Origin of the sequence: Pseudogulbenkiania sp. NH8B, assembly GCF_000283535.1 — a bacterium.
GTDB classification, from domain to species: Bacteria; Pseudomonadota; Gammaproteobacteria; order Burkholderiales; family Chromobacteriaceae; genus Pseudogulbenkiania; species Pseudogulbenkiania ferrooxidans.
Window position 1 is genome coordinate 4,076,864 of the sequence record NC_016002.1, and the last position, 26,078, is coordinate 4,102,941.

Consider the following 26,078-nt stretch of genomic DNA (forward strand, 5'->3'; position numbering starts at 1 on the left):
CCGGGGTTGGTTTGAAAATGAACATTAACAGAATCGAAATTTTCATTTTCGAACAGTTTGTTCATCAGTTTCGCAGTGTAAAGCTTGCCCTGTTCGGAAAGGAATAGGCAATCAGTGATTTCCTGCAAATTATGCGGATCGAGTTGAATTGCTGCGATGCACGATGTTGTTTTTTTGCGATTCCTGGCCGGGGGACGGCCGCGGCTGGCTCAACTGCGCGCCTGGCGGCGTTCTTCCTTGAGCCGGTTCTGCAGTTCGCGGATGCGCGCCTCGATCGAGGAGCGCAGGTAGAAATCGTCGCCCGGGGCCTGGCTGGCGTACTGGAATTGCTCCAGCGCCGCCTCGTAGCGCTGCTCGTAATAGAACGCCTGACCCAAGGCGGCGTGGTAGCGCAGCTTGTCCCGGTCGGCGTAGACGGCGGCCTGGCGCCGGTACAGCGCGGGTTCGGAGGGATAGCGGTTGAGTTCGCCGCGCAGCCGCGTCAGTGCAACCTCGCGCTGGCCGCTGTCGAGCAGGGTGTCGATCTCGCCGTAGCGCAGCGGGCCGTAGCCGGGGAAGGCCGCCAGGCCGCGCCGGTAGGCGTCCAGCGCCGCCGTCCAGTTGCGCTCGGCGCGCTCGATGGCGGCCTCCTGGCCGAACAGCAGCGGGCTGGCCGGCAGGCGCCGGCGCGCCTCGGCCAGCGCCTCGCGCGCCGGACCGGGCTGGGAGGCGGCGAGCCGCGCCAGCGACAGGCCGTACCACTGCGCGCCCTCGCTGAGGAACTGGCGGCTCTTCAGCCTGGCCTGGTAATAGCGCAGCGCCTCTTCGCGCCCCAGCGTTGCCAGCCGCAGTTTCTCCCGCACCAGCAGGTAGGCGGTGCTGTCGGCGTGCATCCTGAGCGGAAAGGCCAGCGCGCGGTCCTGCGCTTCGCTGATGCGCTCGCCGGTGACCGGGTGCGAGCGCAGGAAGGCCAGCGCGTTGTTGTCGTTGAAGCGATTGCTCTGCTGCATGCGCTGGAAGAAAGACGGCATGGCGCGCGCGTCGAAGCCGGCGGCGGCGAGGTACTGCATGCCGAGGCGGTCGGCCTCGCGTTCGAAATCGCGCGTGTAGGCGAGCTCGCTCGACACCGACAGGCCGATGCCGGCGTTGATGGCGCCAAAGGCGGCGTCGGAGTTGCCGGCGCGCGAGGCCAGCACCCCGGCCAACAGCGCCGCCAGCAGCCACAGCTGGTTGGGCGCGCTGGCGGCCTTGAGGCGCGCCAGGTGGTGCTGGCTGGCGTGGGCGATCTCGTGCGCCAGCACCGAGGCCAGCTCGGCCTCGCTCTGCGTCGTCAGCACCAGCCCGGAGTGCACGCCGATGTAGCCGCCGGGCATGGCGAAGGCGTTGATGCTGCGGTCGTTGACGGCGAAGAACGAGAAGTTCAGATCCGGCGCCTGCGCCGCCTGGCCCAGCCGCCCGCCCAGTTCCTGCAGGTAGGCGGAGACGTCGGCGTCGTCCAGGGTTTCGCCGGATTCGCGCAGGCGGTTCATCACGTCGCGCCCGACCGCCGCTTCCTGGCTCGGGCTGAACGAGGCGGACGAGGCGTCGCCCAGCTCGGGCAGGTCGATCTGGGCGGAGACGGTGCCGGACAGGGCCAGGGCCAGCGCGGCGGCGGTGAGGACGGTTTTCATGTCCAGCCTATGATACCCATCGCCGGCGCAAAGTTGCAGCCGGCGTGCGCCGTGTTTCAGATATGAAAATCCGGTGGCGGCGCGTAGTGGCGCCAGGCCTGGTCGGTGGAGAGGAAGTGGCGCCCGGCGAAACGCTCGAGCAGGCCGGCACGCGCCAGCACCGTGCCCACCGGTCCCTTGACCTCGGCCAGCGCCAGCGTCACGCCGCGTAGCGCCAGGCTGTCGTCGAGCCACTGCAGCATCGCCACGGCACTGGCGTCGAGGCGGTTGACCGCGCTCATGATCAGCACCAGCGTGCTCAGCTGCGGCCGCTCGGCGAGGCGCTCGAGCACGGTGTCGCGCACCAGCCGGGCGTTGCCGAAGTATAGGCTCTCGTCGACGCGCAGGAACAGCACGCCGGGCAGCGTCTCGGTGGCAAAGCGCGTGACGTTGCGGTAGTGCTGGGTGCCCGGCAGCCGCCCCACCTCGGCCATGTGCGGCCGGCTGCTGCGCCACAGCCAGGCGCCCAGCGACACCAGCACCCCGGCGACGATGCCGCTCTCGACGCCGAGCAGCAGCACCAGCGCGAAGGTCAGCGCGAACGCCACGGCGTCGGCGCGGTCGGCGCGCCAGGCCTGGCGCAAGGCGCCAAAACCGATGCTGGGGTAGACCGCCACGACGATGGTGGCGGCCAGCACCGCGAGCGGCAGGCTGGACAGCGCGGCTCCGGCGAACAGCAGCACCAGCGCGATACCGCCGGCGCTGATCCACGACGCCAGCGGACTGTGCGCCCCGGCGGCGGCGTTGACCAGCGAGCGGCTCAGGCCGCCGGTGACCGGAAAGCCGCCGAACAGCCCGGCGCCGAGGTTGCACACGCCGAGCGCGAGCAGTTCGCGGTCCGGCTCCACCCGCTCGTGGCGGGGTTCGGCCAACAGCTGCGCCACCGACAGGCTCTGCACGTAGTTGATCAGCGCCATGAAGAAGGCCGGCAGCATCAGTTCGGCGAGCCGCTCCCAGGGCAGCAGCGGCAGCGACAACGCGGGCAGCCCGGCGGGCACCGCGCCCACCACCGGCAGCCGCGTGGCCCAGCCGGCCTCGCGCACCGCCACGATGCCCAGCAGCACCGCCAGCACCGGCGCGGCGCGCGCCAGCGCCGGCGGCAGCAGGCGCCGTGCCCCGGCCAGCCACAGCAGGGCCAGCGCGCCCACGCCCAGCGCCAACGGGTTGAAGCGTTGCCAGCCGTCCAGCACGGCCGCCAACAGCGCCGGCAGCGCGGCACCGCCGCCGTGCAGCCCGAGCAGCGGCGCCAGTTGCGCCAGCACGATCAGCAGCGCCGAGGCCGAGGTGAACGCCGCCAGCACCGGCGTCGAGAGAAAATCGGCGAGGAAGCCGAGCCGCGCCGCCCCGAGCGCGACCAGCATCGCCCCGGACAACAGCGCCAGCCACACCGCCAGCGCCAGGTACTCCGTGCTGCCCGGCGCGGCCAGGCGCGACAACGTCGCCGCCGCCAGCAGCGAGGTCAGCGCCATCGGCCCGACCGATTGCGCGTGGCTCCTGCCAATCAGACCGTACAGCAGCAAGGGCGGCAGGCTGGCGTAGAGCCCGGCCTCGGCCGGCAGCCCGGCCACCAGCGCGTAGGCGAGGCCCTGCGGCACCAGCAGCAGCGCCACCACCACCCCGGCCACGGCGTCGCCGGGCAGCCAGGCGCGGCGGTAATGGCGCAGCCAGCCGGGCAGCCAGGCCGTCATGCCCGCTTGTGTTGCAGCAGGCGGAACAGCTCCATGCCGGCCAGCATCGCCGAGACGAACACCAGCGCCGGCCCCGACAGCGTCCCCAGCAACACCAGCGCCGGGCCCGGGCACAGCCCGGCCAAGCCCCAGCCGATGCCGAACAGCAGGCTGCCCAGCACCAGGCGCGGCGTGATCTCGCGCGTGCCCGGCAGGTGCAAGGGCTCGCCCAGCCAGCTCTTCTTGCGCTGGCCGGCCAGCCGGAACGGCAGGAAGGCCGCGCCGATGGCGCCCGCCATCACCAGCGCCAGGCTCGGGTCCCAGGCGCCGGCCAGATCGAGGAAGCCCTGCACCTTGGCCGGATTGGCCATGCCCGAGATGATCAGGCCGAGCCCGAAGACCAGTCCGGCCAGCAATGCCGATAGTGTTTTCATGTCTCCCCCTCAGGCCAGAACGTGGCGCAGCACATACACCGTGACGAAGCCCGCCGCCATGAAGCTCAGCGTGGCCACCAGCGAACGCGGGCTCAGCCGCGCCAGCCCGCACACGCCGTGGCCGCTGGTGCAGCCCGAGGCGTAGCGCGTGCCGACCCCGACCAGCAGCCCGGCCAGCGCCAGCTGCGGCCACGCGGCCGTGACGTTGGCCGAAGGCAGGCCGCCCGCCAGCACGCGGTAGAGCAGCGGCGCCAGCACCAGCCCGGCGATGAAGGCGGCGCGCGGGCGCCAGTCGGCGGCGCGGTCCACCAGCCCGCCCAGCAGGCCGCTGATGCCGGCGATGCGGCCGTTGGCGAGCACCAGCCAGCTCGCCGCCAGGCCGATCAGCACGCCGCCGGCGAGCGACGCCAGCGGGGTGAAGTGGTTCCAGTCGATCATGCCGTCTCCTCCTCGGTCGAATCCGCCGCCGGCGCCGTGGCGTCGCTACAGAACAGCGCGTGCAGCGCGTCCAGCAATACCAGCGCCTCGTTGCTGGCGATGCGGTAGTAGATCCACTTGCCCTCGCGCCGGGTGGCCACCAGCCCCTCGTTGCGCAGCACGCCGAGCTGCTGCGACAGCGTGGGCTGGCGGATGCCGGTGAGGCGCTCCAGTTCCGACACCGTCTTCTCGCCGTCCACCAGCTGGCACAGCAGCAGCAGCCGGTCCTCGTTGGCCAGGCTGCGCAGCAGCGCCGAGGCCTTGCCAGCATTTTCACGCAGTAGCGATAAATCCATCATCCATACTCTCTTTAATGAGACTTGCGGTTGACTTCATTATATTGATTTATATATCGTTAATCAATATAGTGTCGATCAACACCACTCCTGTCACGAGGTAGACCATGTCCGCCCAGATCGAAGCGTTCTACGACCCCGCCACGCACACCATTTCCTACGTGGTGTACGACCAGCCCGGCGGCCACGCCGCCATCATCGACCCGGTGCTCGACTACGACGCCAAGGCCGGGCGCACCGGCACCGTGTCGGCCGGGCGTATCCGCGAGTTCGTGACGGCGCACCGCCTGCGCGTCGACTGGATCCTGGAAACCCACGCCCACGCCGACCACCTCTCCGCCGCCGCGCTGCTGCGCGACACGCTGGGCGGGCGCATCGCCATCGGCGCCGGCATTCCCGCGGTGCAGCGCATCTTCAAGGGTATTTTTCATCTGGGAGAGGAGTTCCGCACCGACGGCAGCCAGTTCGACGTGCTGCTGCACGACGACGAGCGCTTCATGATCGGCACGCTGGAGGCGCGCGCGCTGGCCGTGCCCGGCCACACCCCGGCCGACATCGCCTACCAGATCGGTGACGCGGTATTCGTCGGCGACACCCTGTTCATGCCCGACGTCGGCTCGGCGCGCTGCGATTTTCCCGGCGGCGACGCCGCCACGCTGTACCGCTCGGTGCGGCGCCTGCTCGACCTGCCGGGCGAGACGCGGCTGTTCATGTGTCACGACTACCCGCCCGAGGGGCGCGCGCCGCGCTGGGAAACCACCGTGGCCGAGCAGCGCGCGCACAACATCCACCTGCACGACGGCATCGGCGAGGCCGACTTCGTCGCCATGCGCGAGGCGCGCGACGCCACGCTGGAGATGCCGCTGCTGATCCTGCCGTCGGTGCAGGTCAACATCCGCGCCGGCCAGCTGCCGCCGGCCGAATCCGACGGCTACGCGTACCTGAAGATTCCGCTCAACCGGCTGTAAACGCCACAGACTAGGAATATCGCCCCCCAGCCTGGTTCAGTAGGCGAGCGAGCCAAAACTGGTTGAGCGCCGCCAGCGCACAGGAACCGGAATGGTCACGGAGTACATGAGGATTCCTGATCGCTGGGCGAATTGAAAATTCGCACGCAGTACTGCCGGCGCTCAAGATGTGAAGGCGCAGCCGCCTAATGAATCGGGCTCACAACGAGGCGCCGGCGCGCGAGGCCTGATCGTACAAGCCTGACAGCACGCGCAACAGTTCGGCGGTCTCGCCGATGTCGGCGTTCGGCGTGCCGCTTTCCACCAGCGCGTCGATCAGACACTGCTCGCGCACCTCGCGGTAGCGCTCGCACAAGGCCCTGCCGGCCTCGGTAGTGGAGAAGAACACCTCCTTGCCGCTCTTCTCGCTCTCCACGTAGCCCATCCGCACCAGTTTCTTCAGCGCGTACGACACCACGTGCGTGTCCTCGATGTTCAGCACGAAGCAGATGTCCGCCAGCTTCTTCTTGCGGCCACGGTGGTTGACGTGGTGGACCAGCGACACCTCCAGCGCCGTCATGTCCTTTTCGCCTGCCGCCGTCATGCAGCGCACCATCCAGCGGTTGAAGGCGTTGTTGACCACGATCAGGCCGAACTCGAACTCGGACAGCTCGACGCTGCGCTCGGACACCAAGAGGGAAGACGAAACGATGTTCAGATGCGTGCTCATGGACGGTGGCCCATAGGGATAAGGCCGCCAGTATAGCAAGCCCGCCCTTCCCTGCCGCCGTCAGCGCCCCCGCACGATTACAGAAACACAACACATCATCGCCACATCAAATACAAATTATCGATAATTTATTGACGTCATGGCGGCAAATTTTTATGTTCTCACCAACAACACCGACAACGACCCCGGCACCACCGCCGGGGCATGACTGCAAATGGAGAACGCCTTGAAGCCAGGAGAAGCCCGCTTCTACCTGCTGGGGGAGCGCGCGGCCGTGCTGGCTGTCGACGCCCCGGCCGAACTCGCCTGCCAGCGCCGCATCTGGTGGCTGGCGAACCAGCTGCGTGGCCGCACCGAGCTGATGGACATCGTGCCGGGCATGAACAACCTGACCGTGGTGTTCGACCCGCTGGCCAGCGACGGCACGACCATACTGGCCGAGCTGGAACAGCTCTGGCGCGGGGCCGACGAGGCCAGCTTCACCCCGCGCGAAGTGCTCATCCCGGTACGCTACGGCGGCGTCGCCGGCCCCGACCTCGACGACGTCGCGCGCCACACCGGGCTCAGCCCGGACGAAGTCATCGCCCGCCACAGCGGCGCCGACTACATCGTGTTCTTCCTCGGCTTCCAGCCCGGCTTCGCCTATCTCGGCGGCCTGCCCGCGGCGCTCGCCACCCCGCGCCGCGCCGAACCGCGCCTGGCGGTGCCGGCGGGCTCGGTCGCCATCGGCGGCAGCCAGACCGGCATCTACCCCGCCGCCGCCCCCGGCGGCTGGCATCTCATCGGCCGCACCGAACTGACGCTGTTCGACCCGCGGCGCGATCCGCCCACGCTGCTGCTGCCGGGCGATATCGTGCGCTTCGCCCCGGAGGAGGCCCACCATGCTTGAGATTCTGCGTCCCGGCGTTCAAACCACGGTGCAGGATCTGGGGCGCCACGGCCTGCGCCACCTCGGCATCGGCCAGGGCGGCGCGCTCGACATGCCGGCACTGAGGATGGCCAACCGCCTGGTCGGCAACCCGGAAGGGGCGGCCGGGCTGGAAATCGTGCTCGGGCCGGTGCAGCTGCGCTTTTTGCGCGACGGCTGGCTGGCACTCACCGGCGCCGACTTCGACGCCACGCTGGACGGCGCGCCGGTGTGGTGCGGCTGGCGCCAGGCGGTGCGCGCCGGCCAGGTGCTGCAGCTGCGCGGCTGCCATCACGGCATGCGCGCCTACCTGGCGGTGGACGGCGGCATCGCCGTGCCCGAGGTACTGGGGGCGCGCGCCACCGACCTCGCCGCCGGCTTCGGCGGCTTCGCGGGCCGCGCGCTGCAGGCCGGCGACCGCCTGCCGCTGGGCGCACCGGTGGCGCTCGAAGGCCGGGCGGGCAGCCGCCCGCCGCACTGGACACCGGAAATCCGCGCCCTGCCCGGCCCGGAATACGACGAATTCTCCGCCGCCGCACAGGACGCCTTGTGGACCAAGCCCTGGAGCGTCACGCCGCAGAGCAACCGCATGGGCTACCGCCTGGCCGGCCCGGCACTGGAACGCACGGCACGCCACGAACTGCTGTCGCACGGCGTGCTGCCCGGCGTGGTGCAGGTACCGCCCGGCGGCCAGCCCATCGTGCTGCTGGCCGACGCCCAGACCAGCGGCGGCTACCCGCGCATCGCCACGGTGATCGAGGCCGACCTGTGGAAGCTGGCGCAGGCCCGCCCCGGCGCCGAACTGCACTTCGTGCCCACCACGTTGGCCGAAGCGCGCCACGCCCTGCGGCAGCAGCGCTATCAACTGAACCGTTTCAACTGGAGTGCCTATGGACATTGACCTGAACGCCGATCTCGGCGAGGGCTGCGGCGACGACGCGGCGATCCTGGATTGCGTCAGCTCGGCCAACATCGCCTGCGGCTGGCACGCCGGCGACGCCGCCGCCATGCGTGCCGCGGTGCAGGCCGCCAAGGCGCGCGGCGTGGCGGTGGGCGCGCACCCGAGCTTTCCCGATCGCGAGCACTTCGGCCGCAGCACGATGCAGCTGCCGCCCGACACCGTCTACAGCGGCGTGCTGTACCAGATCGGCGCGCTGCAGGCGATCGCCCGCGGCGAAGGCGTGCGCCTGTCCCACGTCAAGCCGCACGGCGCGCTCTACAACCAGGCGGCGCGCGACCCGCAGCTGGCGGCGGCCATCGTGCGCGCGGTGCAGGCCGCCGACCCGGCGCTGGCGGTGGTCGGCCTCGCCGGCAGCGAGCTGGTGCGCCAAGCGCGCGGCGCCGGGCTGCGCGCGCTGGACGAGGTGTTCGCCGACCGCGCCTACCAGGCGGACGGCAGCCTGGCGCCACGCGGCACGCCCGGCGCGCTGATCGAGGACGAGGATGAGGCGTTGGCGCAGACGCTGCAGATGATTACCGAGGGCCGCGTCACCGCGCTCGACGGCAGCCGCGTCGCGCTGCGTGCCGACACCGTCTGCCTGCACGGCGACGGCGCCCACGCCGTGGCCTTCGCCCGGCGGCTGCGGCGCGAGCTGCTGGCACGCGGCCTGACCCTGCGCGCGCCGGGCTGAAGCCTGTGCGCCCCGGGCGAGGTTGGCCGAAGCCCCCGCCCGGCACCGGATAACAAGAAAACGACAGGGCAAAAAGCCCGCTATCTACAACGGAGAAACCTGATGAGCATCACGCTTCAACCTGCGCGGCCCAGCGTGGCGGCACGTCTCGCCATCCGGCGCGGCGACCATCCCGGGCCGACCGCCGGCCTCGCGGCGGGCTACGTGCAAGCCAACCTGGCGATCCTGCCGGCCAGCCACGCCGACGACTTCCTGAAATTCTGCGTGCGCAATCCGCAATCCTGCCCCGTGCTGGCCGTGTCCGAGCCCGGCGACACCGCCCTGCCGGCGCTCGGTCAGGGTATCGACATCCGCCGCGACGTCCCGGGCTACCGGGTATTTCGCGACGGCGAGCTGATCGCCGAGCCGGACAACCTCGACGAGGTCTGGCGCGACGATCTGGTCACCTTCGCCATCGGCTGCTCGTTCTCCTTCGAAGAGGCGCTGCTTGCCAACGGCGTGCCGGTGCGCCACATCGAGCAGGGCTGCAACGTGCCGATGTACCGCACCACCATGCCGACCCAGCCCGCCGGCCCGTTCCACGGTCCGCTGGTGGTGTCGATGCGGCCGATGCTGCCGGCCCAGGCCATCCGCGCCATCCAGGTCACCTCGCGCTTCCCCGCCGTGCACGGCGCGCCGGTGCACCTGGGCGATCCGGCCCTGATCGGCATCGCCGACCTGGCCCGTCCCGACTACGGCGACGCGGTGGAGATCCGGGACCACGAGATCCCGGTGTTCTGGGCTTGCGGCGTCACCCCGCAGTCGGTCATCGCCGCCACCAAGCCACCGTTCTGCATCACCCATGCGCCCGGCAAGATGCTGATCACCGATCTGCTGAACGCCCACCTTGCCGCGCTGTGAGCGCCGGTTCTCGAGATTGAGAGGAATTGCAACGATGTGGCTGAAACATACCACCCCCACCGAGCGGATCACCCTGACCGCCTCGTTCGGCGGCTACGCCGTCGATGCCTTCGACTACATGATCTATACCATGCTGATCCCCACCCTGATGACGGCCTGGAGCATGAGCAAGGCCGAAGCCGGCCTGATCGCCACCGTCACGTTGTGGGCCTCGGCGCTCGGCGGCTGGGCCGCCGGCGTGCTGGCCGACCGCTACGGTCGGGTGCGGGTGCTGCAATGGACCGTGGTCTGGTTCTCGGTGTTCACCTTCCTGTGCGGTTTCTCCCAGACCCCGGGCCAGCTGATGGCGGCGCGCGCGCTGCAGGGCTTCGGCTTCGGCGGCGAATGGTCGGTGGGCTCGGTGCTGATCGCCGAAACCATCCGCTCGCACTACCGCGGCCGCGCCGTCGGGCTGGTGCAAAGCAGCTGGGCGATCGGCTGGGGCGCCGCCGCGCTGGCCTTCGCCTGGATCTACACCACGCTGTCGCCGGAACTGGCCTGGCGCGTGCTGTTCTGGATGGGCATCCTGCCGGCGCTCTTGATCATCTATATCCGCCGCAACCTGACCGAACCGGAGGTGTACCTGCACGCCAAACGGCAGGAGCAGGAAAGCAACGAGAAAACCTCGTTCCTGGCGATCTTCTCGCCGGACATCCTCAAGACCACGCTGCTGGCGAGCCTGCTGATCATGGGGATGCAAGGCGGCTACTACACCATCACCACCTGGCTGCCGACCTTCCTCAAGACCGAGCGCCAGCTCTCGGTGCTGGGCACCGGCGGCTACCTGCTGGTGATCATCAGCGGCTCGTTCGCCGGCTACCTGACCAGCGCCTGGCTGTCCGACCACCTCGGCCGCAAGAAATGCTTCATGCTGTTCGCGCTGATGTCGCTGTTGATCGTCACCACCTACATGCAGATTCCCATTACCGACGCCCAGATGATGCTGCTCGGCTTCCCGCTGGGCTTCTTCGTATCGGGCATCTTCAGCGGCGCCGGGGCCTTCCTGAGCGAGCTGTTTCCGCACCAGCTGCGCGGCTCGGGCCAAGGCTTCTGTTACAACTTCGGGCGCGGCACCGGCTCGTTCTTCCCGGCCCTGGTCGGCATCCTCAGCGCCACCATGCCGCTCAGCAAAACCATCGGCCTGCTGGCAGCCGCCGCCTACGGCCTGGTGATCGTCACCCTGCTGTTCCTGCCGGAAACCCGCGGCAAGGCGCTGCACTAACCCACTCCCTTCACGGACCGGGCCTCGCCCGGTCATGCCCCCTTTTCCCGATCAGGACCCCATTGATGGAATTACGCAAGTTGAAACAGCTGATCCAGCTGGTGCAGGCCTCCGGCATCGCCGAACTGGAGATCAGCGCAGGCAGCGAACAGATCCGCATCACCCGCACCCAGCCGGGCGCCATGACCGCGCCGGCCCACCCGTTGCCGGCTCCGCTAGCGGTCGCTGCCCCGGCGAGTGCCACCGCCACCCCGGCCGCCGCCAGCCCTTCGGCCAACCCCAACACCGTCAAGTCGCCGATGGTGGGCAGCTTCTACCGCCGCCCCAGCCCGCAGGCCAGCGCCTTCGTCGAGGTCGGCCAGCCGGTCAAGGTCGGCGACACGCTGTGCATCATCGAGGCGATGAAGCTGATGAACGAGATCGAGGCCGACCGCGCCGGCGTGCTCAAGGCCATCCTGGTCGAAGAAGGCCAGCCGGTGGAATTCGGCGAACCGCTGTTCGTCATCGAATAGTCTAAGAAAGACGGTACGCCATGTTCGATCACATCCTCATCGCCCACCACGGCGGTCCGCTGCCGCCAGGCAGCACCACGACGCCGTCACATTGCACCGTCGCGGTACGCGGCGCGGGCGATCTCGCCACGGAGACCCGTCATGTTCGATAAAATCCTCATCGCCAATCGCGGCGAGATCGCCCTGCGCATCCAGCGCGCCTGCCGCGAAATGGGCATCAAGACCGTGGTGGTGCACTCCGAGGCCGATCGCGACGCCAAGTACGTCAAGCTCGCCGACGAGTCGGTCTGCATCGGCCCGGCGCCGTCGGCCAAGAGCTACCTCAACGTGCCGGCGCTGATCGCCGCCGCCGAAGTCACCGACGCCCAGGCCATCCACCCCGGCTACGGCTTCCTGTCGGAAAACGCCGACTTCGCCGAACGCGTCGAGCAGTCCGGCTTCGCCTTCATCGGCCCGCGTCCGGATACCATCCGCCTGATGGGCGACAAGGTCTCGGCCAAGGAGTCGATGATCGCCGCCGGCGTGCCCTGCGTCCCCGGCTCGGACGGCGCGCTGCCGGACGACCCCGGCGCCATTGCCGCCACGGCGCGCCGCATCGGCTACCCGGTGATCATCAAGGCCGCCGGCGGCGGCGGCGGACGCGGCATGCGCGTGGTACACCAGGAACAAGACCTGCTGACCTCGGTCGAGACCACCCGCAGCGAGGCCGGTGCCGCCTTCGGCAACCCGACGGTGTACATGGAGAAGTTCCTCGAACAGCCGCGCCACATCGAAATCCAGGTGCTGGCCGACCAGCACGGCCACGCCATCTATCTGGGCGAGCGCGACTGCTCGATGCAGCGCCGCCACCAGAAGGTCATCGAGGAGGCGCCGGCTCCGGGCATCAGCGCCAAGCAGCGCCGACAGATCGGCGAGGCCTGCGCCGACGCCTGCCGCCGCATCGGCTACCGCGGCGCCGGCACCTTCGAATTCCTGTTCGAAAACGGCGAGTTCTACTTCATCGAGATGAACACCCGCGTCCAGGTCGAGCACCCGGTGACGGAAATGATCACCGGCATCGACATCGTGCAAGAACAGATCCGCATTGCTGCGGGCGAGAAACTGCGTTACAAGCAGGCGGACGTCGTGCTCAAGGGACACGCCATGGAATGCCGCCTCAACGCCGAAGACCCGTTCACCTTCGTGCCGAGCCCGGGCCGCATCGAAAGCTACCACCCGGCCGGCGGCCCGGGCATCCGCATCGACTCGCACATCTACCAGGGCTGCACCGTGCCGCCGCACTACGACTCGATGGTCGGCAAGCTGATCGCCTACGGCGACAACCGTGCCCAGGCGATGGCGCGCATGCGCGTGGCGCTGTCGGAACTGGCCATCGGCGGCATCAAGACCAACATCCCGCTGCATCAGCAGCTGTTCGCCGACCCCGGCTTCAGTCAGGGCGGGACCAGCATCCACTACCTGGAGCACTGGCTGGCCGCCCGCCGCCAACCGTAACCCGCAAGGAGCACTGCCCCATGTCCACCACCCCCGTCCTGCTGTTGCGTCCGGCCCGCGCCGGCGACATCGACGCCCTCGCCGCGCTGTCCGGCGAACTGGGCTACCCGTGCGACCCGGCCCGGTTCGCGGCGCGCTGCGCCACGCTGCTGGCGGCACCGGAACAGCACTTCGTCGGCGTGGTCGAAGACAATGGGGCGGTGTGCGGCTGGATCCACGCTTTCGTGCTGACGCTGCTGGAAGCGGACCCCACCGTGGAAATCGGCGGGCTGGTGATCGGCGCCGACTGGCGCGGGCAGGGACTGGGGGCGATGCTGCTGGACGCCGGCGAGCAATGGGCGCGGCAACGCGGCATCGCCAGTGTCAGCCTGCGCAGCGCCGAGCACCGCCACGACGCGCACCGCTTCTACCAGCGCCAGGGTTACCAGCACGTCAAGAACCAGTTGATGTTGCGCAAAACCCTCTAAATCACGGGGTTGGCATCGCCGCCAACCGTGGTAGCATTGCTGCCGACCAAAATAGAGCAATCACCCGAGATCCCGTGCAGCCACCCGCTGCCCGCGGGCAAGCATCGAAACAGGAGAACACCATGGGCCTGCTTAACAGCTTGCTGGAACACAATCGCAGCTTCGTCGACAACCGCGAATACGAGCAATTCCAGACCGACAAGTTTCCCGACAAGAGCCTCGCCGTGCTGGCCTGCATGGACGCGCGCCTGGTGGAACTGCTGCCCAAGGCGATGGGCCTGAAGAACGGCGACGCCAAGCTGATCAAGAACGCCGGCGCGCTGGTCACCCACCCCTGGGGTTCGGTGATGCGCAGCCTGCTGATCGCCATCTACGAACTGCGCGCCGAGGAAATCTGCGTGGTGGCGCACCGTGACTGCGGCATGAGCGCCATCGACCCGGCGCGCATCCTCGACGCCGCCTGCCAGCGCGGCGTCAGCGCTGACACGCTGGCCACGCTGCGCAGCGCCGGCATCAACCTGGAAGGCTGGCTCAAGGGCTTCGACAACGTCGAGGACAGCGTGCGCCACACCGTCAGCGTCATCCGCGCCCACCCGCTGATGCCGCGCGACGTGCCGGTGCACGGCCTGGTAATCCACCCGGTGACCGGCCAGCTCGACCTGATCGTCGACGGCTACGCCACCCTGCCCAAGGCCGCATGACCCACGCCATCGGGCTGTTCGGCGGTACCTTCGACCCGATCCACAACGCCCACCTGCGCATGGCCGAGGCGTTCCGCGAGCAGTGCCGCCTGGCCGAGGTGCGGCTGATCCCGGCGGGCCAGCCCTACCACCGCGCGCAGGCGCCGCACGCCACGCCGGCACAGCGCCTGGCGATGGTCGAGCTGGCCATCGCCGGCCGTCCCGGTCTCGTCGCCGACGACCGCGAGGTGCGCCGGCCGCGCCCGGCCTACACCGTCGAAACGCTGGAAGAGGTGCGCGCCGAACTCGGCAAGGAGGTGCCGCTGTGGCTGCTGATCGGCGGCGACTCGCTCGCCACGCTCGACAGCTGGCGGCGCTGGCACGAACTGTTCGCGCTGGCGCACGTGGCGGTGGCGCTACGCCCCGGCTTCGATCCGGCCACCCTTCCCGCCGCCGTGCGCCACGAGTGGCAGACACGCCAAGTCCCTGATTTTCCAAATCGAACGCCTTCCGGTACAATCCGCCCCTTGGCTTTGCCGCCGGTGGCGCTGTCCGCCACCGACATCCGCGCCAGACTGGCGCGCGGGGACGACGTCAGCACGCTGATCCCCGCCCCGGTACTGGCCTACCTGCGCGCGCACGGACTCTACCAGCGGTAGCCCGTCCCGGCAGGCCAGAGCCCCTCATACCGGGCGTTGCCCTCGCGGCAGCGCCCCACCCTCATTGTGGAAGGAAACATGGATATCAACGCTATCGCCAAGCTGGCCGTGGAAGCCCTGGAAGACGTCAAGGGCAAGGACATCATCGAACTCGACACCACCGACCTCACCTCGCTGTTCCAGCGCATGATCGTCTGCACCGGCGACTCCAACCGCCAGGTCAAGGCGCTCGCCAACAACGTGCAGGTGACGCTGAAGGAAGCCGGCGTCGACATCGTCGGCAGCGAAGGCCAGGAATCGGGCGAGTGGGTGCTGGTCGATGCCGGCGACGTGGTGGTCCACGTCATGCTGCCGGCGGTGCGCGACTACTACGACCTCGAAGCGCTGTGGGGCGGCCAGAAGCCGTCCTTCCTGCCCACCGGCGGCAAGCCGTGGTCGGTGGTCTGAGCGCCCGACTGACGTAACGACAAGGTTGGCCGAAGCCCCCGCGTCACGGCGCGACACGGGCTTCGGCCAACCTTTTTGCCTGCTGACACCATGAAAATCACCATTCTCGCCGTCGGCACCAAGATGCCGCGCTGGGTCGACGAGGCCTACCAGGACTACGCCAAGCGCTTCGGCCGCGACGTCACGCTGGAGCTGAAGGAAATCAAGCCGGAGAAACGCGGCGGCGGCGTCACCGCGGAAAAGGGCATCGCCGCCGAACACGCCCGGCTCATGGCGGCCATCCCGCCGCGCAGCCGTCTGGTGGTACTGGACGAGCGCGGCCGCAACTGGACCACGATGCAGCTGGCGCACGCGATGAAGGACTGGCTCGCCGGCGGCGACGACCTGTGCTTCGTCATCGGCGGCGCCGACGGTCTCTCGGACGAGCTCAAGACACGCGCCGACACCCTGCTGCAACTGTCGGCGCTGACCATGCCGCACGGCATGGTGCGCGTGCTGCTGGCCGAACAGCTCTACCGCGCGCTGTCCATCCTCAACAACCACCCCTACCACCGCGAGTGACGCCGGCGGCCGGCGCGCCGCCGCACTCATGAAAAGAACCGCCGCGCCGGGGAAACCGCGCCACGGCTGCGACAGTTTGTCGCATTCCGCCGCCCGGCCGCGGCGATTACACTGCGCCATCAAGAATCATTCTCAACCAGGAATTCACCGATGCGCCGCTCCCTCGCCCTGCTGCCGCTGCTGTTCGCCGCCGCCGCTTCCGCCCACATCACGCTGGAAACCCCGCAAGCCGACGCCGGCAGCAGCTACAAGGGCGTGCTGCGCGTCGGCCACGGCTGCGACGGCGCACCGACCACCGCGCTGCGACTCATCGTCCCGGCCGGGGTGGAAAAGCTCAAGCCGATGCCGAAAGCCGGCTGGACGCTGGCGGTGAAGAAGCACAAGCTGGCCCAGCCCTACGACTACTACGGTGAACAGGTGGGCGAGGACGTCAGCGAGGTGAGCTGGAGCGGCGGCAATCTGCCCGACGATTTCTACGACGAATTCGCCTTCCGTGCCCGCCTGCCCAAGACGCCGGGCGCAACGCTGTACTTCAAGGTGGAGCAGCGCTGCGCCAAGGGTGAAACGCGCTGGGTCGACATCCCGGCCGCCGGCCAGGACGCCCACGACCTGCCCACCCCGGCCGCGGCACTGAAGCTGACCGCGCCGGGCGAAGGGCATCGCCACTAGGCGGCGCAGCGCACCGCATCCTGCCCGGCAGGATCCCGTGCGCCCGTCCCACCACCCTGGCCTGGCACGGCGCCTCCCGGCATCGATAGCCGTGCCGCCTAGCCAGGACCGCCCCAAGACCAAGAGTCGTACCGATCACGGCCGGGCCGGTGTGGCGTCAAAACCAGCGAGGCTCCCGCGGGAGCCTCGATCCGTCCTTGCGCTTCAAGCGCACATCAGCCGCGGCCGAACAGCCCCGACAGCGCCTTCAGCCCCTGCTCCGCCAGATCGCCCGACGGCAGCTCGCCGCCCGGCGTGAGCTTGTCCACCAGCTGCGGTAGTTGCTCTGCCAGCTGCTGCGACAGCTGCGCGGTATCGATCCCCAGCGATTGCGCCAGCCCCGCCAGCTGCTCGTTGCCGAGCACCGCCTGGATCTGCTCCGGCGACACAGCCAGGTTGGCGCCACTTCCCACCCAGCTGGACACGACGTCACCCAAGCCGCCCTGCTGGAACTTCTCCACCAGCCCCGCCACGCCGCCATTCTGCTCCAGCAGGCCCTGCGCCACCCCCAGCAATCCGCCGCCGGATTCGCCACCGAGCAGGCCGGTCACTTGATCGAACAGGCTCATGTTTTCACCTCGCTTACTTGGAAAGTCAATTCAATGATCCTAGTATAAATAGCAAATAAATCAATCAGTTATATTTAACAAACCGTTGCTGACAGGGCCCTCATTATGAAGCCGAGATTGATGCTGCTGTTTGCCCTGCTAGTGTCCGGTTATGCCCGGGCCGATCTTTACGGCTACGTCGACGCGCAGGGACAGGCGCATCTGGCCAACTACCCGGTCGACGAACGCTACCAGTTGTTCCAGCGCGGCAGCTCGCCGACGCCCGAGCCCGCGGAGCGTTCCGCCGTGCTGGCCGACGCCACCACCCCGGGCCTGGGCGCCACGCTCAGCAGCGACAGCCGCCCCCCCGAGCCGGTCAGCGTCAGCGAGGCCAGCCCCGCGCCCTTCGACCCGCAGCTGGCGGCACGCTTCAGCCGGCTGATCAGCCGCACCGCGCGCGAGTTCGGGCTGGACGTCCAGCTGCTGCATTCCATCGTCACGGTGGAATCCGCCTACAACCCGCTGGCGATCTCGCCCAAGGGCGCCATCGGGCTGATGCAGGTGATGCCGGCCACCGGCAAGCGCTTCGGCATCACCGCACTCACCGACCCGCGCCAGAATCTCCTGGCCGGGGCACGCTACCTGCACTTCCTGCTGGAACGCTTCAACCACGACCTGCCGCTGGTGATCGCCGCCTACAATGCCGGCGAGGGCGCCGTGCAGAAATACCGCAATACCATCCCGCCGTTCCGCGAGACGCGCGACTACGTGGCCAAGGTGCTGGCGTCCTACCAGCAACGCAAGGGGGGAGAGAGCGGGACGCGGGTGCGCGCCGTGTTCACGCCGGACGCCGCCGGGCTCTAGCCGGCGACGGAGAGGCAACGGCGCCGCGGCTAGAGACGGACGCCGAGAATATCGCCCAGCGAGTCGGCCAGGTCGCGATAGGTGGCGCGGTGGTCGAATACCCCGAGCAGACCAGGGAAAGCATCCGGGCTCTGCAGGATCTGCGTCGCCTTGCGCGAACTCAACTTGTGCACGCGCAGGATGCGCCCGTCCCAGTTGACCACCCGGCTATCGTCGGCGGTCAGCAGGGTATCCAGCGTTTGATAGATGTTCTCGACCACCATCATCTTGCTGCGCGTGCGGCCTTCGGCCTGCCAATTTTGTGCTGTCGCAGTCACACATGACTCCAATGTCATTTTCAAGATTCGGGATCTAGCCCATTTGAAATGACAATGGTAAACGTCATAGGTTTCCATGACAACCGTATATTTTTTGTGGAAATAGCACCCGGCACCGCACCAAAAGCAGAAAACGGCACGCGGGGAGCGTGCCGTCACGGGAAAGTCAGGCCGCCAGGCGGGCGCCCAGCGCCTTCAGCGCCGCCCAGGCGTCGCCGGGCTCGACCCCCTTGATCAGGCGGTCGATGCGCGCGCAGTCGGCCAGCGCCGCCATCAGCGTGCGCGGCCCGATGCGGCGCAGCGCCGGCTCGGCCAGGCGCTGCTTGTCGCCCCACAGCTTGAGCTCGCGCGTGAGGTCGCGCACCTGGCGGCCATCCTTCAGCCCTTGGCGCAGCTTGAGCAGCATGCGCACGTCTTCGCTGAACGACCACAACACCAGCACCGGCGCCTCGCCCTCCGCCGCCAGGCCGTCGAGCATGCGCGTCACCCGCACCGTGTCGCCGCCCAGCCAGGCCGCCGACAGCTGGAACACGTCGAAACGCGCCACGTTGGCCACGGCATCCCGGATGGCGTCCAGGTCGAGGCTGCCGCCGGGGTGGAGGATGGCGAGCTTGTCGACCTCCTGGCGCGCCGCCAGCAGGTTGCCTTCGACGCGGTCGGCAAAGAAGCTCAACGCCTCCTCGCTCAGGCTCAGCCCCTGCGCCTTGAGGCGGCGGCTGATCCAGCCCGGCAGCTGCTGCCGGCTCACCGCCGCGGCGTGCACCACCACCGCGGCCTTTTCCAGCGCGGCGAACCACTTGCTGGAGAGTTGCACGCGCTCGAGCTTGGGCAGGATCACCAGGGTCACGGTGTCGGCCGGCGGGGCTTCGGCCAACCTTTGCAACGCCTCGCCGCCTTCGCTGCCGGGCTTGCCGCCGGGAATACGCAGCTCCAGCAGCTTGAGCGAGGCGAACAGCGACACGCTGCCCATCGCCTCGCTCAGCTGCGACCAGTCGAAGCCGCCCTCCACCGTCAGCACCTCGCGTTCGAGGTAGCCCTGCGCCCGCGCCGCCTGGCGCAGCGCGTCGGCCGCCTCCAGCGCCAGCAGCGCCTCTTCGCCGTGGATCAGGTAGAGCGGCGCCAGGCCGCGCTCCAGCGCGGCGGGCAGGGCGTCAGGGCTGAGTGCCGGCATGCTCGCCCGGAGCCTCCTTCAGATAACCGAGGCGGGTCACCAGCTGCTCGGCGGCATCACGCCGCATGTCGTTCCACAGCAGGGTTTCTTCCTGTTCCTTGCCGAGAATCGCGCTGTCCGAATAGCCCAGGCTGCGGCGCACGATCACCGTCATGTCCGGGCCCCAGGCCACGCCGCGCTTGCTCAGCCGCGCCGTGACACGGTAGATCAGCTGGTATTCATTGACCTTGCCGGCGCTGTTGATGGTGAGGATGTCCTTCGACACTTTTTCCTCGGTGATGGTCAGCGCCGCCTCGGCGTCCTTGGCCGACACCGTCACCGTGACGTGCGGCTGGCGCCTGAGTGCGGTGCGCAGGTAGGGCTTGAGGCTGCCGTCGCCGCCGGAAAGGTAGACGCTGGTGAACGGCATCTGGTGCACGGTCGAGCCCGCCGTGCCGCGCAGCTGGAAGCCGCAGGCCGCGAGCGAGAAGGCCAGCACGGCGCAGGCCAGCCAGCGGATGAATCGGGTCATGCCATTTCCCCCAGAGAAAAAGGCCGGGAAACCCGGCCCGTCGGGCCTGAAGGCCCGCTTAAGCGGTTCAGGAGCGTGTCGCGCGCCCCGGAGCGGGGCTTGGCGGCCCGGCTCGCGGAAACCGTGATGGACGCCCTGCCCACTCCGGTTTCCGCGCCGAGGCCGCGGGCGACAACGCCCGGACAGGTGCTTATACCACGATGTTGACCAGACGGCCCGGCACCACGATCACCTTCTTGGCCGGCTTGCCTTCCATGAACTTCTGCACGTTGTCGTTGGCCATGGCGGCGGCCTCGATCGCGTCCTTGGCGGCATCGGCGGCCACGGTGACGCTGCCGCGCAGCTTGCCGTTGACCTGCACCATCAGCTCGATCTCGCTCTTCACCAGCGCCGCCTCGTCGACCTTGGGCCAGGCCTGCGCCAGCAGCTCGCTACCCGGCTGGAGGGCGTTCCACAGCGCATCGGTGATGTGCGGCACGATCGGCGACAGCAGGATCACCGCCGCTTCCAGCACTTCCTGCGCCACGGCGCGGCCGGCATCGCTGCTGCGGTCGGCCTTGTCGTAGGTGTTGAGCAGCTCCATCACCGCGGCGATGGCGGTGTTGAACTGCTGGCGACGGCCGTAATCGTCCGCCACCTTCTGGATCGTGCCGTGCAGCTTGAAGCGCAGCTCCTTCAGGCCGGCGTCCAGCTCGCCACCCCGGTAGGCCGCCACCACGCCGCCGTCGGTGTGGTCCTTGACCACCTTCCACAGGCGCTTGAGGAAGCGGAACGCGCCTTCCACGCCGGCGTCGGACCACTCCAGGCTCTGCTCCGGCGGCGCCGCGAACATCATGAACAGGCGCGCGGTGTCGGCACCGTACTTCTCGATGAATTCCTGCGGGTCGACGCCGTTGTTCTTCGACTTGGACATCTTCTCGATGCCGCCGATGGCCACCGGCTGGCCGTCGACGCGGTGCGTGGCGGCGACGATCTTGCCCTTGCCGTCGCGCTCCAGCACCACGTCCTGCGGCGCGATCCAGTCCTTGGAGCCGTTCGGCAGGTCGCGGTAGAAGGTCTCGCACACCACCATGCCCTGGGTCAGCAGGCTCTTGAACGGCTCGTCGGACGACACCAGGCCCTCGTCGCGCATCAGCTTGTGGAAGAAGCGCGCGTACAGCAGGTGCAGGATGGCGTGTTCGATGCCGCCCACGTACTGGTCGACCTGCAGCCAGTAGTCGGCGGCGTGCTTGTCCACCATCGCGGTGTCGCACTTGGGGCTGGCGTAGCGCGCGTAGTACCACGACGACTCGACGAAGGTGTCCATGGTGTCGGTTTCACGCTTGGCCGCGCCGCCGCACTTGGGACACGCGGTCTCGTAGAATTCCGGCATCTTGGCCAGCGGGGAGCCGGCGCCGTCCGGCACCACGTTCTCCGGCAGCACCACCGGCAGCTGATCGGCCGGCACCGGCACGTCGCCGCAGCACGGGCAGTGGATGATCGGGATCGGGCAGCCCCAGTAGCGCTGGCGGCTGATGCCCCAGTCGCGCAGGCGGTACTGGGTCTTCTTGGTGCCGTGCGCCTGGGCGGCGAGATCGGCGACGATGGCGTCGAACGCGGCCTGGTAGCCGAGGCCGTCGTACTTGCCGGAGTTCACGGTCTTGACCGAGTCGTCCTTGTCGGCGTACCACTCGCGCCACACGGTGGCGTCGAAGTCGTTGTCGCCGTCACGCTTGGCGATCACCTGCTTGATCGGCAGCGCGTACTTGTTGGCGAAGGCGAAGTCGCGCTCGTCGTGCGCCGGCACCGCCATCACCGCGCCTTCGCCGTAGCCCCACAGCACGTAGTTGGCGACCCACACCGGCAGCGTGTCGCCGGTCAGCGGATGCACCACGGACAGGCCGGTCGGCATGCCCTTCTTCTCCATGGTCGCCATGTCGGCCTCGGCCACCGAGCCGGCCTTGCATTCGGCGATGAAGGCCTGCAGTTCCGGATGGCTGGCGGCGGCCTGCGTCGCCAGCGGATGCTCGGCGGCGACCGCGACGTAGGTGGCGCCCATCAGGGTGTCCGGGCGGGTGGTGTAGACCTTCAGCTCGCCACCGTGGCCGACCGACGCCTCGTCGTACGGGAACACGATCTCGGCGCCGAAGCTCTTGCCGATCCAGTTCTTCTGCATGGTCTTGACCTGCTCGGGCCAGCCGTCGAGCGTGTCGAGGCTGGTGAGCAGTTCATCGGCGTACTGGGTGATGGCGAAGTAATACATCGGGATTTCGCGCTTTTCCACCAGCGCGCCCGAGCGCCAGCCACGGCCGTCGATCACCTGTTCGTTGGCGAGCACGGTGTGGTCGACCGGGTCCCAGTTCACCACGCCGTTCTTCTTGTAGATCACGCCCTTCTCGAACAGCTTAGTGAACAGCCACTGCTCCCAGCGGTAGTAGTCGGGCTTGCAGGTGGCGAGCTCGCGCTCCCAGTCGAGCGCGAAGCCCAGGCTGTCGAGCTGCTTCTTCATGTAGTCGATATTGGCGTAGGTCCACGCCGCCGGCGCGCCGCCGCTCTTCATCGCGGCGTTCTCGGCCGGCAGGCCGAAGGCGTCCCAGCCCATCGGCTGCAGCACGTTGTAGCCCTGGAAGCGCTTGAAGCGCGCCAGCACGTCGGTGATGGTGTAGTTGCGCACATGGCCCATGTGCAGCTTGCCCGACGGATAGGGGAACATCGACAGCGCGTAGTACTTGGGGCGCGAGGTATCTTCGACGGCCTTGAAGGCGGCGGTGCGTTGCCATTTCTGTTGCGCGTCGGCTTCGATCTCGCGCGGGCTGTAATGTTCTTGCATGGTGATCTTGTCGGAATCCGGAAAAAGGCTGAGAAATCAATCGGCCAATTATAGCCGCGCCAGAGGCCGGCGCAGAAGGGCTACGCAGGAAAAGCTCGCCCCGGCCATCAACGTTGGCCGAAACACCGGCTCGCCCGCCTGGCCGCCGCGGCCCGTGGCGGCGCGGCGTTAGCGGGGGAAACGGGCGACGGGGGTCGGGCAGCCAGCCCCGCGCCGGGACCGCGCCACGCCCCCGACCATCACGCCAGCCGTGCCTGGAAGCGCACCAGCGCACTCGTCACCGCCTGCAGGATGCCGGGCTCCCACAACGAATGCCCGGCGCCCTCCACCATGGTCAGCTCGCCGCGCGGCCAGGCCTGCGCCAGTTCGTAAGCGGAGCTGGGCGGGCAGATCACGTCGTAGCGCCCCTGCACGATGATGCCGGGGATATGGCGGATGCGCTCCACGTTCTTCAACAGCTGGTTGTGCGGCAGGAACAGGCGATGGCTGAAGTAATGCGCCTCGAGCCTGGCCAGCGGCAAGGCGTTGAACTCGTTCGAGGCGCGCACCACCGCATCGGGATTGGGCAGCAACGTGGCACAGCTGCTCTCGTACTGCGCCCATTGCCGCGCCGCCGCCAGGTGCACCATCGGCTCGGGATCGGTCAGGTGTTGGTAGTAGGCCTGCAGGAAGTCGCCGCGCACCGCCTCGGGCACCGGCGCCACGAAACGCTGAGCGGCCTCCGGAAAGAAGCGCCCCATGCCGGACAGGAACCAGTCGATCTCCTCGTCGCGACCGAGGAACACGCCGCGCAGCACCAGGCCGCTGACGCGTTGCGGATGCGCCTCGGCGTAGGCCAGCGCCAGCGTGCTGCCCCACGAGCCGCCGCACACCAGCCAGCGCTCGATGCCGAGGTGTTCGCGCAGCTGTTCGATGTCGTCGAGCAGGTGCGCGGTGGTGTTGCTGCGGATCTCGCCGCGTGGAATCGAACGGCCGCAGCCACGTTGATCGAACAGCACGGCACGGTAGAACGACGGATCGAACAGCTGGCGACAGGCCGGGGCGCAGCCGTCGCCGGGGCCGCCGTGCAGGTACAGTACCGGCACACCGTCGGGCTTGCCGCATTGCTCCCAGTACATCAGGTGTAGGTCGTCCAGCGGCAACATGCCGCAGGCGTAAGGCTCGAGCGGGGGGAACAACATAATGTCTCTCTCTTGATTCTCGGATGGTGATCGTCCGCACTCTGCCGGTGCGGTACGCAAAACGGGGGTGATACCAGTGAGGTACTAGTGCAGCAGGCTGTACAGCATCTGCGACGCCATCACCGCCATCAGCACGGCAAAGGCGCGTTTCAGGCCCGCCACCGGCAAGGCGTGCGCCATGCGCGCCCCCAACGGCGCGCACAACACGGTCATCAGCATCAGCGCCAGCGTGGCCGGCAGGTAGACGAAGCCCAGCGAGCCCCAGGGCAGGCCGGGCGCGCCCCAGCCGCTCACCAGGTAACCGATGGCGCCGGACACCGCGATCGGCCAACCCAGCGCCGCGCTGGTGGCGATGGCGGTGTGCACCGGCACGTTGCACCAGTTCATGAACGGCACGCTCATCGAGCCGCCGCCGATGCCGACCCAGCTGGAAATCATGCCGATCGCGCCGCCCGCGCCGCACTGCCCGAGCAACCCCGGCATGTCGCGGCTGGCGGCCGGCTTGGCGCCGAAAAACAGCTGCAGCCCGGCAAGATAGGCGTACACCACGAAGAACCAGCGCAGCACGTGGCCGGGAATCAGACCGGCGACCAGGCTGCCGAGGAAGGTGCCGGCGACGATGGCCGGCGCCATGCCGCGCACGATGCGCCAGTTCACCGCGCCCTTGCGATGGTGCGCCAGCACGCTGGAGAAGCTGGTGAACACCATCACCGCCAGCGAGGTGCCCACCGCCAGATGCTGCACGTGTTCGCCGCCGAGCCGGGCCGCCGACAGCACGCCCACCACCACCGGCACGATCACCAGCCCGCCCCCCACCCCGAGCAGGCCGGCGAGAAAACCGGCCAGCACACCGCAGCCCAGCAACACCAGGATCAAGGAAATCGACAGCATCAGATCAGTTGCTCCGTGATGTAGGTCCACTCGTCGGCGCTGACCGGGGTGATGGACAGACGGTTGCCGCGCTTGAGCACGGTCATCCCGGCGAGCGGCGGGTGGTCGCGCAACTCGGCGGGGGACAGCAGGCGGGTCTTAGCCAGGAAACGCACGTCCACGCACAGCCAGCGCGGCGCGTCGGTCGTGGACTTGGGGTCGAAATAAGGGCTGTCGGGGTCGAACTGCGAGGAATCGGCATGGGCCGGCGTCACCACTTCGGCGAGGCCGGCAATACCGGGCTCGGGGCAACTGGAATGCCAGAACAACACGCGGTCGCCCGGCTGCATGGCGTCGCGCATGAAGTTGCGCGCCTGGTAGTTGCGCACGCCGGTCCACTCGAAAGCCTGCCCCGGCCGGGCGGCGAGATGGTCGATGGAGACCTCGTCGGGCTCCGATTTCATCAGCCAGTAACGCATGGAAAACCTATGTCTGTCGTCTGTCGCCGGGAACGGCGGCCGGCAAGGGCGGAGGCGGTCGCAGGGCACGGAATCGTCACGCCGCCCGCTCGCCCGGACCGGCAAAACGCACCTTCTATCACAACAACCACTTAATAATTGTTAGCAATTTTCGGGTATCCGGCGGGCGGAAGCTTCGATTATGCTCGAATTGCACCTTCTGCCGGCATATTAATTGTGCGCAGCGCGCCGGCTTTACGCAACGAGCGCGCTCACCGGCAGCACCGAGGAGACTCCCTCATGAAAGCCCTGATTCTCGTTTTGGTGACCGCCACCTTGTCGGGCTGCGTGGTCCGGCCTTTGTACCCCTATCATGATCGTGGCTACGATCATGACTATCACCATCGCGACTACGATGGCTGGGGCGGCTGGCGCCGCTGACGGTCGGTTACCGCGGCAGACATCAAGCATCGCCCGCTCCCGAACACGCTAGCGCCAGAGGGCTCCTCGACAATCTCACAACCATCGGGTGGCAGCGATCCGGGCGCCATCCCCCTAGAATATGATATGAAAAACCTGTTGCTTGTCCTGATTGCCGCCGGCAGCCTGTCGGCCTGCGTTGTCGAGCCGGCCCACGTCCGGGTGCGTTCGCCCATCGTACTCGAACCGGGGGTGATCGTCGCACCGACCTATTATGGTGGCTATGGCGGCGAGGAATACCGCCATCACCGGCACGAACGCCATGATGACGACGACGATAATTAACCAAGCGGCACGGCCGCTCCCTGGATGGCTCTTGCCGGTGCGGCCCGCCATCCGGGCCTAGCGGCGGAGCCGAACGTGTCACCTTGCATCACCACTCTGCCTCACCAACCCTGGGCGG

General features: G+C 68.4%; 32 protein-coding genes. 18 read left to right on the top strand and 14 right to left on the bottom strand.

Going from position 1 to position 26,078, the window contains the following annotated elements; genetic code table 11:
- Positions 1-209: 209 nt before the first annotated feature.
- The 5 genes from NH8B_RS18850 to NH8B_RS18870 are packed head-to-tail and all read right to left on the bottom strand — an operon-like array spanning position 210 to position 4,565.
- Positions 210-1,649 (bottom strand): M48 family metalloprotease, encoded by a 1,440-nt coding sequence (locus NH8B_RS18850; protein ID WP_014088670.1) that lies wholly within the window; start codon positions 1,647-1,649, stop codon positions 210-212.
- Positions 1,650-1,705: 56 nt separating this feature from the next.
- Positions 1,706-3,376, bottom strand: a complete 1,671-nt coding sequence (locus NH8B_RS18855) for a SulP family inorganic anion transporter (protein ID WP_014088671.1) — start codon at positions 3,374-3,376, stop codon at positions 1,706-1,708.
- Positions 3,373-3,789, bottom strand: a complete 417-nt coding sequence (locus NH8B_RS18860; RefSeq protein WP_014088672.1) for a DUF6691 family protein — start codon at positions 3,787-3,789, stop codon at positions 3,373-3,375. Before NH8B_RS18860 ends, NH8B_RS18855 begins: the two co-directional genes overlap by 4 nt.
- 9 nt (positions 3,790-3,798) lie before the next feature.
- Positions 3,799-4,227: a YeeE/YedE family protein gene (locus NH8B_RS18865; protein ID WP_008952065.1), complete on the bottom strand. Its 429-nt coding sequence runs from the start codon at positions 4,225-4,227 to the stop codon at positions 3,799-3,801.
- Entirely contained in the window at positions 4,224-4,565 is a 342-nt protein-coding gene (locus NH8B_RS18870) for an ArsR/SmtB family transcription factor (protein WP_014088673.1), read from the bottom strand. The genes NH8B_RS18865 and NH8B_RS18870 overlap by 4 nt, the downstream gene beginning before the upstream one ends.
- A gap of 104 nt (positions 4,566-4,669) precedes the next feature.
- Here NH8B_RS18870 and NH8B_RS18875 point away from each other — a divergent pair, with 104 nt between their 5' ends.
- On the top strand, positions 4,670-5,530 hold the full coding sequence (locus tag NH8B_RS18875; protein ID WP_014088674.1) for an MBL fold metallo-hydrolase: 861 nt from the start codon (positions 4,670-4,672) through the stop codon (positions 5,528-5,530).
- Between the two features lie 199 nt (positions 5,531-5,729).
- On the opposite strand, the gene NH8B_RS18880 is transcribed toward NH8B_RS18875, so the two are convergent.
- Positions 5,730-6,239 carry a winged helix DNA-binding protein gene (locus NH8B_RS18880; protein ID WP_014088675.1) on the bottom strand — a complete coding sequence of 170 codons (510 nt, stop codon included), beginning with the start codon at positions 6,237-6,239 and terminating at the stop codon, positions 5,730-5,732.
- Between the two features lie 214 nt (positions 6,240-6,453).
- Between NH8B_RS18880 and pxpB the strand changes: the two genes are divergently transcribed.
- The 14 genes from pxpB (at position 6,454) to NH8B_RS18945 (ending at position 16,427) form a co-directional block, all read left to right on the top strand.
- Complete coding sequence (gene pxpB / locus NH8B_RS18885) at positions 6,454-7,128, top strand: 5-oxoprolinase subunit PxpB (RefSeq protein ID WP_014088676.1); 675 nt, start codon at positions 6,454-6,456, stop codon at positions 7,126-7,128.
- Positions 7,121-8,047, top strand: coding sequence for a 5-oxoprolinase subunit C family protein (locus NH8B_RS18890; protein ID WP_014088677.1), 927 nt, complete (start codon positions 7,121-7,123; stop codon positions 8,045-8,047). The genes pxpB and NH8B_RS18890 overlap by 8 nt, the downstream gene beginning before the upstream one ends.
- Positions 8,037-8,777: a 5-oxoprolinase subunit PxpA gene (pxpA, locus tag NH8B_RS18895; RefSeq protein WP_014088678.1), complete on the top strand. Its 741-nt coding sequence runs from the start codon at positions 8,037-8,039 to the stop codon at positions 8,775-8,777. Before NH8B_RS18890 ends, pxpA begins: the two co-directional genes overlap by 11 nt.
- Before the next feature lie 102 nt (positions 8,778-8,879).
- Positions 8,880-9,677 (top strand): putative hydro-lyase, encoded by a 798-nt coding sequence (locus NH8B_RS18900; RefSeq protein ID WP_014088679.1) that lies wholly within the window; start codon positions 8,880-8,882, stop codon positions 9,675-9,677.
- A gap of 34 nt (positions 9,678-9,711) precedes the next feature.
- Entirely contained in the window at positions 9,712-10,938 is a 1,227-nt protein-coding gene (locus NH8B_RS18905; RefSeq protein ID WP_014088680.1) for an MFS transporter, read from the top strand.
- 65 nt (positions 10,939-11,003) lie between these two features.
- Complete coding sequence (gene accB, locus NH8B_RS18910; RefSeq protein ID WP_014088681.1) at positions 11,004-11,450, top strand: acetyl-CoA carboxylase biotin carboxyl carrier protein; 447 nt, start codon at positions 11,004-11,006, stop codon at positions 11,448-11,450.
- A 20-nt stretch (positions 11,451-11,470) separates the two neighbouring features.
- On the top strand, positions 11,471-11,602 hold the full coding sequence (locus NH8B_RS21320; protein ID WP_255345164.1) for a hypothetical protein: 132 nt from the start codon (positions 11,471-11,473) through the stop codon (positions 11,600-11,602).
- Positions 11,592-12,944, top strand: coding sequence for an acetyl-CoA carboxylase biotin carboxylase subunit (accC, locus tag NH8B_RS18915; protein ID WP_014088682.1), 1,353 nt, complete (start codon positions 11,592-11,594; stop codon positions 12,942-12,944). Before NH8B_RS21320 ends, accC begins: the two co-directional genes overlap by 11 nt.
- A gap of 20 nt (positions 12,945-12,964) precedes the next feature.
- On the top strand, positions 12,965-13,411 hold the full coding sequence (locus tag NH8B_RS18920) for a GNAT family N-acetyltransferase (protein WP_014088683.1): 447 nt from the start codon (positions 12,965-12,967) through the stop codon (positions 13,409-13,411).
- A gap of 122 nt (positions 13,412-13,533) precedes the next feature.
- The gene (locus tag NH8B_RS18925) at positions 13,534-14,112 is read left to right on the top strand and encodes a beta-class carbonic anhydrase (protein WP_014088684.1); all 579 of its coding nucleotides are present in this window, start codon (positions 13,534-13,536) and stop codon (positions 14,110-14,112) included.
- Positions 14,109-14,750: a nicotinate-nucleotide adenylyltransferase gene (nadD, locus tag NH8B_RS18930; protein ID WP_014088685.1), complete on the top strand. Its 642-nt coding sequence runs from the start codon at positions 14,109-14,111 to the stop codon at positions 14,748-14,750. The genes NH8B_RS18925 and nadD overlap by 4 nt, the downstream gene beginning before the upstream one ends.
- Positions 14,751-14,828: 78 nt before the next feature.
- Complete coding sequence (rsfS, locus tag NH8B_RS18935) at positions 14,829-15,197, top strand: ribosome silencing factor (protein WP_008952050.1); 369 nt, start codon at positions 14,829-14,831, stop codon at positions 15,195-15,197.
- A 90-nt stretch (positions 15,198-15,287) separates the two neighbouring features.
- Complete coding sequence (gene rlmH, locus NH8B_RS18940; RefSeq protein WP_014088686.1) at positions 15,288-15,758, top strand: 23S rRNA (pseudouridine(1915)-N(3))-methyltransferase RlmH; 471 nt, start codon at positions 15,288-15,290, stop codon at positions 15,756-15,758.
- A gap of 150 nt (positions 15,759-15,908) precedes the next feature.
- Positions 15,909-16,427 (top strand): YcnI family protein, encoded by a 519-nt coding sequence (locus NH8B_RS18945; RefSeq protein WP_014088687.1) that lies wholly within the window; start codon positions 15,909-15,911, stop codon positions 16,425-16,427.
- A gap of 215 nt (positions 16,428-16,642) precedes the next feature.
- Here NH8B_RS18945 and NH8B_RS18950 read toward each other — a convergent pair whose 3' ends face one another.
- On the bottom strand, positions 16,643-17,035 hold the full coding sequence (locus NH8B_RS18950) for a YidB family protein (RefSeq protein ID WP_014088688.1): 393 nt from the start codon (positions 17,033-17,035) through the stop codon (positions 16,643-16,645).
- Positions 17,036-17,140: 105 nt separating this feature from the next.
- Here NH8B_RS18950 and NH8B_RS18955 point away from each other — a divergent pair, with 105 nt between their 5' ends.
- Positions 17,141-17,878, top strand: a complete 738-nt coding sequence (locus tag NH8B_RS18955; protein WP_041703158.1) for a lytic transglycosylase domain-containing protein — start codon at positions 17,141-17,143, stop codon at positions 17,876-17,878.
- Between the two features lie 29 nt (positions 17,879-17,907).
- On the opposite strand, the gene NH8B_RS18960 is transcribed toward NH8B_RS18955, so the two are convergent.
- The 7 genes from NH8B_RS18960 to NH8B_RS18990 form a co-directional block, all read right to left on the bottom strand.
- Positions 17,908-18,195, bottom strand: coding sequence for a hypothetical protein (locus NH8B_RS18960; RefSeq protein ID WP_014088690.1), 288 nt, complete (start codon positions 18,193-18,195; stop codon positions 17,908-17,910).
- Between the two features lie 166 nt (positions 18,196-18,361).
- Positions 18,362-19,366, bottom strand: coding sequence for a DNA polymerase III subunit delta (holA, locus tag NH8B_RS18965; RefSeq protein WP_014088691.1), 1,005 nt, complete (start codon positions 19,364-19,366; stop codon positions 18,362-18,364).
- Positions 19,347-19,877 carry an LPS-assembly lipoprotein LptE gene (lptE, locus tag NH8B_RS18970; protein WP_014088692.1) on the bottom strand — a complete coding sequence of 177 codons (531 nt, stop codon included), beginning with the start codon at positions 19,875-19,877 and terminating at the stop codon, positions 19,347-19,349. The genes holA and lptE overlap by 20 nt, the downstream gene beginning before the upstream one ends.
- Before the next feature lie 190 nt (positions 19,878-20,067).
- Positions 20,068-22,686: a leucine--tRNA ligase gene (gene leuS / locus NH8B_RS18975; protein ID WP_014088693.1), complete on the bottom strand. Its 2,619-nt coding sequence runs from the start codon at positions 22,684-22,686 to the stop codon at positions 20,068-20,070.
- Between the two features lie 239 nt (positions 22,687-22,925).
- The gene (gene pip, locus NH8B_RS18980; RefSeq protein ID WP_014088694.1) at positions 22,926-23,867 is read right to left on the bottom strand and encodes a prolyl aminopeptidase; all 942 of its coding nucleotides are present in this window, start codon (positions 23,865-23,867) and stop codon (positions 22,926-22,928) included.
- 84 nt (positions 23,868-23,951) lie between these two features.
- On the bottom strand, positions 23,952-24,758 hold the full coding sequence (locus tag NH8B_RS18985; RefSeq protein WP_014088695.1) for a sulfite exporter TauE/SafE family protein: 807 nt from the start codon (positions 24,756-24,758) through the stop codon (positions 23,952-23,954).
- A complete protein-coding gene (locus NH8B_RS18990) occupies positions 24,758-25,216 on the bottom strand; it encodes an EVE domain-containing protein (RefSeq protein ID WP_014088696.1) in 459 nt (152 codons plus the stop codon). Before NH8B_RS18990 ends, NH8B_RS18985 begins: the two co-directional genes overlap by 1 nt.
- A gap of 279 nt (positions 25,217-25,495) precedes the next feature.
- Here NH8B_RS18990 and NH8B_RS21095 point away from each other — a divergent pair, with 279 nt between their 5' ends.
- Positions 25,496-25,636 carry a hypothetical protein gene (locus NH8B_RS21095; RefSeq protein ID WP_173387088.1) on the top strand — a complete coding sequence of 47 codons (141 nt, stop codon included), beginning with the start codon at positions 25,496-25,498 and terminating at the stop codon, positions 25,634-25,636.
- A 126-nt stretch (positions 25,637-25,762) separates the two neighbouring features.
- On the top strand, positions 25,763-25,960 hold the full coding sequence (locus NH8B_RS18995) for a hypothetical protein (RefSeq protein WP_051002178.1): 198 nt from the start codon (positions 25,763-25,765) through the stop codon (positions 25,958-25,960).
- The last annotated feature ends 118 nt before the right edge of the window (positions 25,961-26,078 follow it).